This is a genomic window from Pseudoalteromonas sp. UCD-33C, assembly GCF_001306895.1.
Classification (GTDB): Bacteria; Pseudomonadota; Gammaproteobacteria; order Enterobacterales; family Alteromonadaceae; genus Pseudoalteromonas.
Genome location: NZ_LJTB01000017.1, coordinates 1 through 13,987, shown reverse-complemented (window position 1 = coordinate 13,987; position 13,987 = coordinate 1). Strand labels below are relative to the sequence as shown.

Below are 13,987 nucleotides of genomic sequence, written 5' to 3'. Positions count from 1 at the left end.
TAGCACCTAGCACCTAGCACCTAGCACCTAGCACCTAGCACCTAGCACCTTCAATCATTTCCCCAACGCTTTATCTAGCTCTTCTCTTAACCGTGGGCCTTTTAGATTTTCAGCCATGATTTCGGCAACTTTTGTATTGCTACTATTTTCAAGAGCGGTAATGCGTTCTGCTAAATCACTGGCATAACTATTGTTGCCGTCTCTTGTGGCACGGAAAAATTGGCCAATGAGGGCTGTGGCAGAAATATTGCGAACATAATCATTATCGTCAGTTTGTAACAGCTTTTGAAAATGCTCAGCGAGCTTAGGCGATACGTTATTTTGGCGAGATAAATTCTCTAAAGTACTGACACGAATCTTAGGGTCATTGGTGTATTCGCTAATGCTTATCATGGCATCGATTACTGCATTTGCTTGGCTGTCGTCCAAGTCGCGTCTGAGCATGCTTAGGGTCATTTTTAGTTGCCCGTAGGCTGCTAAGCGCTCATTTTCGGACTTACTCAAATTGAGTAAGGTGGCAAGAGCTTCATTTATTGAGCTGTCGGCATATTGTGGGTCTGCTTTGATGCGTTCGCGGTAGTCATCAGGTAAATTACTTAGCCAGCCAAGCGCTGGATTTCTTCTCTCAATTTCGACTCGTCGCTCTTTTTCTTGCTGTTCCATTGCTTGTTTAACTAATGAGGCAAGTCGCTCAGGATCAATTGTTGGCGCTTGATTTTCAAGCTCGTGAATGCGTGTTTCGAGATCTAAAATATAGCCATGTAAGGCAACTAGATTTTCTCTGTCTTGCTCTGGAATGGTTAACTTTTTTAAGTTAGGTTTTGCTTGCTGAATAACTACAGGCTTGTCAGTCGAGTTTACTTTTGTATAGCTATAAATTGATAAGCCAAGTGCAATGCTTGCAAATGCCAGCGCAGTATTCCCTTGCCAAGTTGACATATCACATCATCCAAGTTGCTTTGTAATATCAGCAGATTAAAACAAGCTATTTGTATTATCAATTACTTATAATGATAAAAACAAAAAGCGCAGCTAGTTAGCTGCGCTTTTAAATGGAGTTTGTGTCGATTAATGGGCTTTTGCGTATGCTTCAGCTTGTTGCCATACACGTAGCATATTGCCACTTAAAATCTTTTTGATGTCTTTATCACTATAACCACGGTCCATTAGACCTTGCACAAGGTTAGGATAGCTAGATACATCTTTTAAGCCAGTAGGTAGAGAGTCGCCTACACCATCGTAATCTGAGCCAATACCCACATAATCGATGCCAATTAGCTCAACTACATGGTCAATGTGATCAAGTACTTGTTCTAAGCTTGCAAATGGAAACGGGTTTTTAGCGCGATAAGCAGCATCAAAATCTTTGCTTAGCTTAGTACCGTCTTTTTTCTTTTCAGCCTTTGCTGATTTAAGTTGATCGTACCAAGAGCCTGCTTTTGCTGTAACAAAGCTTGAACCGAAGTTAATTTGAATAACACCACCATTCTTTTTAAGAGCTAACAGCATGTCGTCATTCATATTACGCTCAAAGCCAGGGGTGTATTTACGCAGTGACGAGTGTGAAGCAATCACGGGTACTTTCGAGATTTCCATCACTTGGTAAAACGCATCATCAGAAATATGCGATACATCAACCAGCATACCAATGTTGTTCATTTCTTTTACTAGCTCTTTACCGAACGGGCTCAGGCCTTTCCACTTACGACGGATGTCATAAGATGAATCAGAAATGTGGTTGCTCTGTGAGTGAGCTAGCGTGATGTAACGCACGCCACGCTCATAAAAATGCTTAAGGTTTTTAATGTCGCCTTCGATAGGTGAGCCGTTTTCCATGCCCATAGCAATCGACATTTTGCCTTGTTTAAATTGCTCTTTAATATCGGCAGTTGAGTCAGCAATAGCGAATTTACTTGGTGCGCGTTGCACAATCGCTTCCATAGAATCGATTAGCTGATTTGCTAATTGATAGCTTTTACCTTTGCCTTCAAATTCTAGGTTTGCAGGAATGTAAATTGACATGAAAGGAGCGTTCAAACCACCTTGCACAGCACGCGGATAATCAAAGTCACCGTCGCTTGTAGCTTTGGTTACGTCAGCCCACTTGTTATGAATACGGTAAGGCACATCGATATGGGTATCGATTAAAATAGTGTCTTTTGCCAGTTTAATGGCTTTATCTGATGCAGTAACCTGATCTGCATTTGCTTGACCAATTAAGGCCAAAGAAACTGCGGCAACCAGTGAGCTTAGTTTTTTCATTTTTTAATGGCTCTTTAAGTTAAAAAGCCATTGTGAAGGGTTACAGTGTAACTTACAAGTTTAGTCGTTAAACGACGCTTGGTACTCTGGATCTGCTTGTAGAGCAACGAATTCAGCTTTGGATATAATCGTAACTGACTCATGTAACTCAGAAAAAAACACCATGGCTTCACCATTTTTAAGCTGTTGATGAACCTGCGCTACTTTGCTTTCAATGCTAAATTCTTGTTCGCCGTAATCAGTGCCTTCACGTAAAACATAACTTTCGATTAAATTATACAGAGTCTCTTTATCGAGGCGTTCGTGGGGAATGATCATAACTGCTCTTTTTTAACTAATTGTTGAAAATACTCAGGAACAATTCGTTCAAGCCAATATTCGGGCTTAAAAGGGTTTTTACCGCTAATAAATCCGACATGGCCTCCTTGTTCTGAGATGCGCAGCGTAACATGTTCACTTACATCTAAGCTATCTGGCACGGCTTTTATTGATAACATCGGGTCATCTTTGGCGTGCACAATCAGCGTAGGTGTTGCAATGCTTTTTAAAAATGGTTTTGCACTCGCTTGCTGATAGTAATCTTCAGCACCGGCAAAGCCGTGCAATGGTGCCGTGAGCATATTATCGAATTGCCATAAGTCATCAATCGCCATAAGTTTTTCTGGCGTTAGGCTAATTTGCTGTTCGATTTGTGGCAGCTTTCTTTGCATCGACTTTTTCATACGGTCGAGCAAATACTTTTGATAAATCTTGCCTAAGCTTTTGCGAATTACTTCACAAGATGATGACAAGTCAAATGGCGCAGACACAACGGCTGCGCCTGTTAAGTTCGATTTAGTACCTTGCTCACCTAAATACTTTGCCAGTACATTACCACCTAACGAAAAGCCCACGGCAAATAACGGACGTTTTGGAAATTTACTCTTAAGGTGGTTGATGAAAAAGCGCAGGTCTTCTGTTTCACCGCTGTGATAAGCACGTGCTAAACGGTTAACTTCGCGCGAGCAGTTTCGAAAATGCATCAATACAACAGCAAAGCCTTGTTGTTTAAGCTTTTTCATCATGCCTTTAGCATAAAAGCTGTTTATATTACCTTCTAAACCATGCAATACAATAGCGAGGGGTGCTTGCTCGTTATGAGGTGTTGCCCAAGCCAGTTCTAAAAAGTCACCATCTGGAGTATCGATTGTCGATAAGTCGTAGCGGGTATTATGAAAAGGGCGAAAAAAGCGCGGCATTATGGTTTGTAAATGGCGATTGCGCATCCACCACGCAGGCTTAAACTCAGGTAACATAGCTGACACTTTCGAAACAAAATAAGCGCCTATTGTAGCAAGTTTTTGCTTTTTGAGAACCGCTACAAGATTTTAGCTAGCTGCAAATAAAAAGCCCCTAAACAATAAATTGGATAGGGGCTTTGTGCGTCGTGCTTAATTCTTACTTAGGAACTTCTGCGTCGTGTATTTTCTTAATAAAGAAACCAACATAGAAAAGGCATAAAACGATAACAACAGCCAAAATGCCGAATGACATAAATAAAACTGGGTCGCTAAAAAAATCTCTGAAGAATACGTTCATGGTTGTGCCTCCTAATGTCTATGAGTTAATCATAGGCTGGCTTGAGGGCGGCTGATATGATCCAGATCAAGCTATTTTCCTGATGCGAAATAAGGCGATTTAATAGTTGATTTGGATCAAATTTATTTGGGGAGTTCGGAGCTTTCAGACATGCGAGAGAGGGGAATTTCTACGCATATGACAAATGTCGCTTGCTTGAGGCTAATAGGGATTAGTCTCGCTAGGAGCTAGGAGCTCCTATGCTAACTCACTTCTAACATGCTTTAAGTAGGCTTGTAGGCTTTCTTGCCATAGGACTAATGCGTCGGTTAGTGATTCCTTTAAAGGCTTGTTGTCGAGCAGTTTACGCTCGATTTTCTTAAGTTCTAAACCATAGCGGTTAAAGCCTAGTTGTAAAGCCGTGCTGGCTTGGCGGTGCAGTAGCTTGATGCACTGCTCTTTATCATCCTCGACGAGCTGTTGGCAGCGGATCAGTTTGTTTCTGGCTGACAATACAAACTCGTTGTAAATCGATGACACTTCATCTTCACTGAATGAGCTGACAAGAGTCGCTGCGGCTGTTTCATCATAGAGTGTATCGCGCAGCTCAACAGCAATGCTTGCTGCTTGATTACTTTGTGAATCACTAAGTGCTTGGCGTAGTTTTTGTTGCTTAATTGGTTTGCCAACAATGTCTTTGATACCAAGTGCTAAGTATTCTTTTATTTCATCAGGGCTAAGGCTCGCGGTGAACGCTAACACCGGGGTTCGCTGGTTTAAATGGTCGATATTTTTTAGCTTTTTTAGCACTTCTTGGCCTGTTAAATCAGGCAAATTCATATCGAGTAATACCACATCAAAGTGATGTTTTTGCATTAGTTCAATGGCACTAGTACCATCTTTTGCAAGCTTAATCTTGTGCTCGTCATCGGCCATAAATTCAATGGCAATTTTTTGGTTTAAGTCGAGGTCTTCAACTAATAACACGTCTAGGCCAGTAACATAATCTTTTGATTGGTGGCGCTGCTCAACAAGACTAAGCTCACCAATGGCAAGCGGAATATCAAAGCTGAAAGTACTGCCTTTATTAAGTTCACTCTCAATATTGAGCTTGCTGCCTAACTTTTCCAGTAAACGGCTGGTGATTGCTAAGCCAAGGCCTGTACCACCTTTTTCTTTACCTGCGCTGCTTTGAACATAAGGTTCTGTTAGGTATGCAATTTCTTCATCTTCAATACCAGGCCCAGAATCTATGACGCTGATACGAACAAGGTGATCTAATTGCCCTTCATTGAGCAGTTTTACTTGGATTTTGACTGCACCTTGGTCGGTAAATTTAATCGCATTACCTACTAAGTTAATAATAACTTGTCTGAGTTTTTGTTGGTCGCAGTAATAACATGCTTGATCGGGCAAGTTGTATATAAGTTCAAACTTTAAATGTTTTTGCTCTGCTAAAGGGCTGAGTAAAAGGCACAGGTTATTGAGCCAGGTTTTAAACTCGACGTCTTCTTCGTAGAGCGCTTCATCACGCTGATCAAGGCTGGCGTAATCGAGTACTTTATCGACCAGTAAGTTTAGCGACTCAGCTGAGTTAATTATTGCTTCACAATAAGGTTTGTCACGTGGGTCACTCGACTGGTTCATGATTAGCTGTGCACTACCCAAAATGCCATTTAACGGCGTACGTATTTCATGGCTGATAGTTGATAGGAATAAACCACGAATTTCTAAGTCTTTATGAGCTTTTTCTGCTAACTGATTGAGGTTTTGTTCGCGGCGTTCATTACATAATAGTGCCATACCAGTTGCATAAAACATCGGCGCAATAACACCATTAATAAATAAAGTGATACTAAACCAATCCGCTGACAATAAGCTTGCTGTTGTGACATCTCCCATCATTAAGGTTCGGCCTGTAAATATAGCCAGAATAATGCTGAGAATTAAAATGTAGACAATACTGCCATTAGGGTAACTTTTACGGCCATTTCGAATAAATAATGCCAGTAAAAACAAAGCTTCAACTATATGCTGAAGATCAGAAACCAAAATTCGACTACGTAACTCTGCGCTATCAGTGGCAAGGTAAATCATGGTAATCGCGAGCACCACCGTTATCGCAACAAAGGTTTTAAAACCAACGCATTTGGCATTTAAAAATTGGCAAATCGCGAGTACATGAATAATGGAAGCACTAAAGAGTAAGGTGTTCGCGATAGCAACACTGGCAATATTATTGATATGACCATGCAGTGCAAAACTCATTACCGATGCAAACATCACTAGAGGATAGAAAATATAGAGTAAGGTGCCCGGAGTATTATTATTGGTTCGCCATGTAAGGTAATTAAGAAGAGTCATTACTGCCATCATGGCAGCACTGGCATAATATAAAGTGGCTGAGTCGAGCATTGTATTTCCGATGTTTTGCAATCAGTTTGAGCATAAAGTCAATTACAGTGTTTAGCAACCAGAAACAAAAACAGACGCGGCTGCGTCTGTTTTAACTTGTAGGATGTTTAGTTTAGCGAATTTCGTCTGGAATATTCTGCTGTGCCCAAGACAATAGCTCGATACGGTTACGACATTTAGTTTTTCTAAATGCACTATATAAGTGAGTTTTAACTGTATGTGGGCTGATGCTTAAGTCTTCAGCAATTTCTTTATTTTTCGAACCTTTACTCATTAATGAGATAATTGCTTTTTCACGTTTAGTAAGTTTAACCGGTTCGATGTCACCATCTGTCAATTTGTGGAGTGCGTCTTTATTGAACTGCAACATACGATTTAATGCATTACACATGATGTCGCGGCGATACCATAGTTGATCTTCAAGTAATAAACGAATGCCTTTCATTAACACATCTGCATTATCTGTTGTGTAAAACACACCACGAATACCACTTAATAGAGCACGGTTTGCAAGTTCAGGATTTTCATCTAGGTTAAACAGCACGATATCGCATTTTAATCGTAAATTAACTAGCTGCTCTTTTAACTTGCCCCACGGATCTGTGCTTGACGTTTCAATAAATAACAAGCGTGTTCCTTCTGGTACTTCAGAGATATCAGTACCAGATGTCACTGCTAGTCCTTGTGTTTTTAACAATGGCTCTAATACGTTAATGCCAATAGTGTTAATTGGCTCTGGATCTAATAATAAAAAGGCTGAACTACTCATATATATACACTCTTGAATAAAGTTGACAGTTAAATCCTATCACGCAATCCACCCCTTTCGTATTAGAAATTTCTGAGAGTTGTGCAGGAAAAGTACAGTTTGTGTCTGTTTTGTGTCAAAAATTACAGTTAGTTAACTAATCGCAATATGTTAACTAACTGATATATATTTATTATAGCCAAAAACAATATGTTTGTGCTACTTTTTACACTTGTTTACATATCAAAGTATTAGATTGCTGTTTTTTTCTTGTCCTGATATGGAGGCCAGCCCATTTCTTTACCTGCTAACATGTGTAGGTGTATATGGTACACAGTTTGTCCGCCGTGGTCATTACAGTTCATTACGACGCGAAATCCGTCTTCACTAAAGCCAAATTGTTTAGCGAGTTTTGCAGCAACTACATATAAGTGACCGACTAAAGCTGAGTTTTCTTCCGTAACATCATTAATCGTCGCTATTGGCGTTTTTGGGATGATCAGCACATGAAAAGGGGCTTGTGGGTTAATATCTTTAAAAGCTAAAGATAGATCGTCCTCATAAACAATATCAGCTGGGATCTCTCGGTTAATAATCTTTGTAAAAATAGTCTCTTGGCTCATACTTAGCTCTCTTATAAATGTGGTTAAATGACCGCCCACTAATGACAAACTTTATTTGCAGTGTCAAACTGAAACTGCCGCAAGTTGAACAACCAAGGAGTGAACATGCGTAAGTTAGTATTACTGAGTAGTGCGTTAATGCTATTTAATAGTTTCAGCAGTGTAGCTGAGACTATTCACTTTCCCGAAGAGTTTGTACCCTTACAAGTTGGAGAGCGCCTAATTGAACAGTCGTTTTTCAGTCGTGTTGACGATGTTGAGCTTGCTCCTGGTACGTACCAAGTAAAGATGAAATATACCGATCTTTACGAGCAAGGTTATGATGACCATCAAGTTGTTGAGTCAGAGCCATTTTGGGTTGAGCTTACGGTAGAGAGTGGCAAAGACTATGACCTAGTGTTTAATCGTGCCAGTAATGCTGTTGCGGCAGAAGTGTTTGCTGAATCACCGCAAGTAAGCTTAAAAGCCAAGGGCAGTGAACTTGCTGTGCCGCTATCGATAGTTAGCTATCGTGCAGCTAGCGCGCCTGTACAAGCTGTAGCCAGTGCCCCAGTTGCTGCTACAAGTACAAGCAACAAACCTGCGACTGCAATCCCTGTCACATTGCCTGCAAAAGTACCCGGCGGACAAGCGGGTTTGAAAAATATGCCAAGTGCGGCTGCGATGCTTGAGTTTTGGTGGCAACAAGCAAGCCCTGAAGAGCGCCGTGCGTTCTTACAAAAAGTAAGTAACTAATAAAATAATTAAAAAAGGCGCTGATTGCAGCGCCTTTTTTGTGTTTGATGACTTACTTTGCAAATAAGTCGTCAACAGTACCTTGTGCGAGTGGGTGGTAACCCGGACGTGCTTTTAAGTACACATCATGCGCCCAGTCTTTTTTACCGTTTTTAATAAGTGCTTTATAGAGTGGCACAATTAATTTACGACGACCGATGCCTGATAGGTGTTCATCAAGCGCTGGGTAAATTGGTTGATAACCATTACCTACCGCTAGCATAAACCATGCGAAAGCACGCTCTGCATTAGTTGACTGTGTTAGGTTGAATTGATTATCAAGTTCAGTCATTTTTTCGATGCTTAAATCGCGAGGTAGGTTATTCAAAAAGTGTAGCCACTCGTGAACTGACCAATCCGCTGTTGGTAACTGGGCTGCACTGATCTCACCGTTTAACCATGTTTTGGTTACAGCATCAACTTTATCGAAGGCATCAGACGTTGGGTTAGGAGCATCGCTTGGTAAACCAGGCTCAAAGATCCACTCATTAACTTTATCCATGCTCACAACGCCTGGGTATTTGTCGATCAAGTTAGCTTTTAAGTAAGTAACAAATTGCGCTGTTGTAAGAGACTTAAACGCAAATTGGTCAAAGTAACCCTTTACGAATGGGTCAAACTTATCACGGCCAAATTTGTTTTCTAGATAGATTAAGAAAAGCTGACCTTTAGTGTAAGGCACTGAGCTAAATGCATCATCAGGATCGCGGCCATTAAGTTTTAAGTTAAGACGCGTATCTGGTGCTGGTAGAGTTTTAAGTAATGCACGTAAGCCGGCAGCATCAAGCGCTTGCTCCATAACGGCACGGTCACGGCCAAACACTTCTTCCATAATGCGGTTTTCAACGTAAGACGTGAAACCTTCATTTAGCCATAAATCTTCCCAAGTCGCATTGGTTACTAAGTTACCAGACCAAGAGTGAGCAAGCTCGTGAGCAATTAGGTTTACTAAGCTTTTATCGCCAGCAACAACCGTTGGTGTGATGAATGATAAACGTGGGTTTTCCATGCCACCAAATGGGAAGCTTGGCGGTAGCATTAATAAGTCATAACGACCCCATGCGTATTCGCCATACATCGCGTTAGTTTTATCGATCATCGCTTGTGTGTCGTTAAACTCAGCAACTGATGCATCTAAAATTGTTGGCTCAGCAAAGATACCCGTTTGCTTAGACATGGCTTTGAATTCTAAATTACCTGCACCAATTGCGATTAAGTATGGCGAAATTGGTTGTGGCATATTAAATAGGTAATCGCCGTCCTTATAAAGTGCATCTTTGTTATCAGCACTCATCACCGCACGAATGTCTTTAGGAGTGTGAATACGTGCCGAGTAGGTTACACGCATTGCTGGCGTATCTTGTACTGGGATCCAACTACGAGCATGAATTGCTTGTGATTGGCTGTACATAAATGGGTGTGATTTACTGGCTGTTTGCTCTGGCGTTAACCACTGTAAACCTGAAGCTTCTGGACGGCTGTTGTAGTAAATACGTGCTTTAACTGCTTGGCTTTTAAATTTAATTGTTAATTTTGAGCCCTTCACGTCATCACGTGCAGCAAGGGTGAAGTCAGCTTTGTGCCAGCTGCCTTTTTGATCTTGATACATTACTTTTTCGATATCTAAATCGCGAGTATCAAGCACCAGTGTTTTGCTTGTTGCATTGTGCCAATCTAGCGTGTGCTCAACAAAACCTTCTAGTTGTTTGTCATCAAAATCAACATCTAAATCTAGTAGTAGGTGAGTGGTTGTTACGTCATCTAAGTTTGCGTAAGTGTGCTGGCTGATTGCATCTGCAGTTGCTTGAGAGCAAGCACCGGCCATAGCAAGACTTAAAAGTAATGGTTTAAACTTCATAATAACCCTGGAACGGAAATGAAAAAGAGCCCGTTTTATAACATGATTAGTGCAGTGGGTTGAGTGATTTTTACAATCTAATGCGTATTTTGCGACGATAGGTTACACTAATGCGATTAGTTACCGGTAACCTTTGAGGCGTTTTGTGGCTCAGTCCCTGCAATCTTTTCATACCTTTTCTTTGCCAAGCCAATGCCAGCATTTTTATCAAATTGATGAAGTGAATCAGCTTTTAAGCACAGACTTTTCTGGGCCATTTTGTATTTTAGGTGAAGGCAGTAATACGGTGTTTTTATCTGACTACCAAGGTTCTGTGATCCACATGAATACGAAGGGCATAGATATAGAGCAGCAAAGCGATGGCTTTTTATTGCACATTGCAGCCGGAGAAAACTGGCACCAATTAGTTGCTATGACTATTGCTAATGATATGCCTGGGCTTGAAAACCTTGCTTTAATACCTGGGACTGTTGGTGCTGCACCAGTGCAAAATATAGGTGCTTACGGTGTAGAGCTTGAAAAGTTTGTGAGTTATGTCGAATATTTTGATATTGCCACCAAAACCATAAAGCGCTTAACTAAAGGCGAATGCCAATTTGGCTATCGTGACTCTATCTTCAAGCATGCACTGAAGAACAAAGCTGTAATCACCCAAGTAGGGTTGCTGTTACCTAAAAAATGGCAGCCAGTTCTGAGTTATGGACCATTGCAACAGCTTTCAGAACCCTCTCCACAGCAGGTATTTGAGCAAATCATCACAACCAGAAATAGCAAACTACCAAACCCCAGAGAACTGGCAAATGCAGGCAGTTTTTTCAAAAACCCAGTGATCAGGAATGAGCAACTTGCGTTACTTTTAAAACAGTACCCAGAGCTACCTCATTACTTTGTGGATGCTGAGCATCATAAAGTTGCGGCGGGGTGGTTGATTGAGCAAGCTGGGTTAAAAGGCTTTAAGGTCGCAGGTATTGAAGTGCATCAGCAGCAAGCGTTAGTGCTAGTAAACCACGGTAATAGTACAGGTGGTGACTTAATTGCCATGGTAAAGCATGTACAACAACAGGTTTGGCATAAATATCAGATTGCTTTACAGCACGAAGTACGCCTGATCAATGCTGAACATGAATGCCACATTGAATTGGGAGCTTCATCATGAAAGCACCAGATGGAAATAAGCTCGCTATTTTACAAGCTCTAAATACCGGTGGTTTTATTTCTGGTCAGCAATTGGGCGAGCAGCTCGGTATTAGCCGTGCAGCAGTGGGTAAACATATTCACTCTTTGCAGGAGATGGGGCTCGATATATTTAAGGTTACGGGTAAAGGGTATTGCCTAAATAATAGTGCAGGCTTACTGAACAAAGATAAAATTGGTCAGCATTATAATGAGTTAGGTGGCAGCACCGCGGATGTTGAAGTGCAGCCTATTATTGACTCAACCAACAGTGAGTTAATGCGCCGTTTGCAAACAGAAGTATCACTGCCATCTGGAAGTGTATTAGTTGCAGAAATGCAGCAAGCAGGAAGAGGGCGCCGTGGGCGCGTTTGGCAATCTCCATTTGGTGCAAACTTATACTTTAGTTATTTTTGGCGTTTGGATGATGGTTTGCAAGCTGCTATGGGGGTATCTATTGCTGTTGGGCTTGCTGTTTACGATACGCTTAAAGCCTTATATCAATTGGATGTAGAGCTTAAGTGGCCAAACGATATCTACTTAAACCGTGAAAAATTAGCGGGCGTATTAGTTGAACTTGACGGCCAACCACAAGGGCCTTGTCAGCTTGTAATAGGTATAGGTATTAATTTACATATGCCAGAAAGTGTTAGCCAACACATAGATCAGGCATGGACTGATTTAAGCCAGCATGTACAGGGATTAGATAAAAACAAGCTGGTGGCCTATTTATGCTTTTATTTAGAAAAACGCTTAGCCCAGTATCAGCAATCAGGTTTAAACGATATGTATCTACAGTGGAATCAATTAAATGCATTTGCTGGCGAGTGTGTTGAGCTCAATACGGGTCATCGTAGCTGGCGTGGTATTTGTGAAGGGATTGATAACCAAGGTGGCGTACGTATTCGTCAAGATGGCGAAGTGAAAAGTTATTATGGTGGTGAAATTTCATTACGTAAGGCTGAGCTATGAAACTATTAGTGGATGTTGGTAATACCGCAATTAAAGCCGTTTTGTTTGATGGCAAGGATTACCAAACCTGTGAACTCAGCAATTTACCTTGGTCACAAATAACAGAGCTGGTCTATTCCTGCGTAGGTAGCACAGAGCTACTTAAACCGTTATTAGCACAGGCGCAGCAACATGCTGTTCCTTACTTTGAAGCAGAGGTGACAGCTAAACTCGCTACGTTAACTTGTGCCTATCAGCAGTTTCAAAACCTAGGAATTGATCGCTGGCTCGCGGTGATCGCTGCGTATGTAGAATATCCCGAGCAAAACTGCATTATTATCGATGCCGGTACAGCAACGACAATTGATGTGCTTAATAAAGAAGGCGCGCATCTAGGAGGCTGGATCTTACCTGGCCTTGATTTAATGACCTCATCACTTACCCAAAATACGCAACGCGTGTTTGATGATGAGCAAACCCCATTTACGACTGAGTTAGGGCGTAATACGCCAAATGGCCTAAAAAATGGCGCTATGGTTGCTACTCTTGGTGCAATCGAGCAAGCAAAACAACATCTTAACCAGCAGGGTTGTCAGTTATTATTTGCTGGTGGTTATGGCAAATTGTTAGCAGATACATATATAGATGCTAAGTTTGACAGCTTGCTCGTGTTTAAAGGACTGAATTATTGGCGTGAATTAGCTATAAAGCAGTAAAAATACGGGTTTTTGCCTGAATAGTGAGCGTTTAACACATAAATTCACATTTTTTTTAATTTTATGGTTGCATCACAATAAACCTTACCTTAGAATCTCGCCCCGTACTAAAGCAGTGCCGACTTAGCTCAGTTGGTAGAGCAACTGACTTGTAATCAGTAGGTCATCCGTTCAACTCGGATAGTCGGCACCACTTTCCTTTTACCGGAAGTGACTTAGTAAAGAATTTTCGTGGAGGGGTTCCCGAGCGGCCAAAGGGATCAGACTGTAAATCTGACGGCTCAGCCTTCGCTGGTTCGAATCCAGCTCCCTCCACCACTTTATTCTTGACGGTTAGAGGTAGTTTAAGAACAGGTTCCTATGCGGGCATCGTATAATGGCTATTACCTCAGCCTTCCAAGCTGATGATGCGGGTTCGATTCCCGCTGCCCGCTCCAGACTTCTGGTGTTGCTGATATAGCTCAGTTGGTAGAGCGCACCCTTGGTAAGGGTGAGGTCGGCAGTTCAAATCTGCCTATCAGCACCAGTATCGAGAACTCATCTTAATTTCTTCCTTTATCTGTCAGAAAAAACTATTTGAAATTTGAAAAAATTAAATTAATCTACCCTCGGTGGATTATTTTCATATGTAATCTAGATACACAAAACTGATAGGTTCCGTCATGGCAAAAGAAAAGTTTGAACGCGTAAAACCGCACGTAAACGTTGGTACAATCGGCCACGTTGACCACGGTAAAACAACTCTAACAGCAGCAATCACTAACGTACTTGCAAAAGTATACGGTGGTGTAGCTAAAGACTTCGCATCAATCGATAACGCTCCAGAAGAGCGTGAGCGTGGTATCACAATCTCAACTTCACACGTTGAGTACGATACTCCAACTCGTCACTACGCACACGTAGACTGTCC

Annotated in this window: 14 protein-coding genes and 4 tRNA genes; 9 read left to right on the top strand and 9 right to left on the bottom strand. The window is 41.5% G+C overall.

The features are described 5' to 3' along the window. Positions 1 to 54: 54 nt before the first annotated feature. The 8 genes from AOG26_RS19045 to AOG26_RS19015 form a co-directional block, all read right to left on the bottom strand. Entirely contained in the window at positions 55 to 939 is an 885-nt protein-coding gene (locus AOG26_RS19045; RefSeq protein WP_054563922.1) for a hypothetical protein, read from the bottom strand. 129 nt (positions 940 to 1,068) lie between these two features. Then, on the bottom strand, positions 1,069 to 2,262 hold the full coding sequence (locus tag AOG26_RS19040; protein ID WP_054563921.1) for a dipeptidase: 1,194 nt from the start codon (positions 2,260 to 2,262) through the stop codon (positions 1,069 to 1,071). A 60-nt stretch (positions 2,263 to 2,322) separates the two neighbouring features. Then, complete coding sequence (locus tag AOG26_RS19035) at positions 2,323 to 2,580, bottom strand: YheU family protein (RefSeq protein ID WP_054563920.1); 258 nt, start codon at positions 2,578 to 2,580, stop codon at positions 2,323 to 2,325. Further along, on the bottom strand, positions 2,577 to 3,557 hold the full coding sequence (locus AOG26_RS19030) for a hydrolase (protein ID WP_054563919.1): 981 nt from the start codon (positions 3,555 to 3,557) through the stop codon (positions 2,577 to 2,579). Before AOG26_RS19030 ends, AOG26_RS19035 begins: the two co-directional genes overlap by 4 nt. A gap of 142 nt (positions 3,558 to 3,699) precedes the next feature. Further along, entirely contained in the window at positions 3,700 to 3,840 is a 141-nt protein-coding gene (locus tag AOG26_RS20755) for a DUF3149 domain-containing protein (protein ID WP_119852677.1), read from the bottom strand. Positions 3,841 to 4,077: 237 nt separating this feature from the next. Next, positions 4,078 to 6,234, bottom strand: a complete 2,157-nt coding sequence (locus AOG26_RS19025; protein ID WP_054563918.1) for an ATP-binding protein — start codon at positions 6,232 to 6,234, stop codon at positions 4,078 to 4,080. A gap of 112 nt (positions 6,235 to 6,346) precedes the next feature. Next, positions 6,347 to 7,003: a helix-turn-helix transcriptional regulator gene (locus AOG26_RS19020; RefSeq protein ID WP_054563917.1), complete on the bottom strand. Its 657-nt coding sequence runs from the start codon at positions 7,001 to 7,003 to the stop codon at positions 6,347 to 6,349. 230 nt (positions 7,004 to 7,233) lie between these two features. Continuing rightward, positions 7,234 to 7,605 (bottom strand): histidine triad nucleotide-binding protein, encoded by a 372-nt coding sequence (locus AOG26_RS19015; protein WP_054563916.1) that lies wholly within the window; start codon positions 7,603 to 7,605, stop codon positions 7,234 to 7,236. A gap of 105 nt (positions 7,606 to 7,710) precedes the next feature. Here AOG26_RS19015 and AOG26_RS19010 point away from each other — a divergent pair, with 105 nt between their 5' ends. After that, on the top strand, positions 7,711 to 8,340 hold the full coding sequence (locus AOG26_RS19010) for a DUF2057 domain-containing protein (RefSeq protein WP_054563915.1): 630 nt from the start codon (positions 7,711 to 7,713) through the stop codon (positions 8,338 to 8,340). 52 nt (positions 8,341 to 8,392) lie between these two features. Here AOG26_RS19010 and AOG26_RS19005 read toward each other — a convergent pair whose 3' ends face one another. Beyond that, positions 8,393 to 10,237, bottom strand: coding sequence for a M1 family metallopeptidase (locus AOG26_RS19005; RefSeq protein WP_054563914.1), 1,845 nt, complete (start codon positions 10,235 to 10,237; stop codon positions 8,393 to 8,395). A gap of 145 nt (positions 10,238 to 10,382) precedes the next feature. On the opposite strand from AOG26_RS19005, the gene murB reads away from it, so the two are divergent. From murB to AOG26_RS18965, 8 genes are all read left to right on the top strand, one after another. After that, positions 10,383 to 11,393, top strand: coding sequence for a UDP-N-acetylmuramate dehydrogenase (murB, locus tag AOG26_RS19000; protein WP_054563913.1), 1,011 nt, complete (start codon positions 10,383 to 10,385; stop codon positions 11,391 to 11,393). Further along, positions 11,390 to 12,382, top strand: coding sequence for a bifunctional biotin--[acetyl-CoA-carboxylase] ligase/biotin operon repressor BirA (gene birA / locus AOG26_RS18995; protein ID WP_054563912.1), 993 nt, complete (start codon positions 11,390 to 11,392; stop codon positions 12,380 to 12,382). Before murB ends, birA begins: the two co-directional genes overlap by 4 nt. After that, complete coding sequence (locus AOG26_RS18990) at positions 12,379 to 13,077, top strand: type III pantothenate kinase (protein ID WP_054563911.1); 699 nt, start codon at positions 12,379 to 12,381, stop codon at positions 13,075 to 13,077. Before birA ends, AOG26_RS18990 begins: the two co-directional genes overlap by 4 nt. Before the next feature lie 117 nt (positions 13,078 to 13,194). Further along, positions 13,195 to 13,270, top strand: a tRNA-Thr gene (locus tag AOG26_RS18985). Positions 13,271 to 13,310: 40 nt separating this feature from the next. Continuing rightward, positions 13,311 to 13,395, top strand: a tRNA-Tyr gene (locus AOG26_RS18980). Between the two features lie 44 nt (positions 13,396 to 13,439). Beyond that, positions 13,440 to 13,514: transfer RNA gene (locus tag AOG26_RS18975), tRNA-Gly, on the top strand. A 13-nt stretch (positions 13,515 to 13,527) separates the two neighbouring features. Beyond that, positions 13,528 to 13,603, top strand: a tRNA-Thr gene (locus AOG26_RS18970). Between the two features lie 136 nt (positions 13,604 to 13,739). Further along, positions 13,740 to 13,987: GTP-binding protein (locus AOG26_RS18965; protein WP_235523726.1), on the top strand; the 248-nt coding region annotated here is incomplete at its 3' end.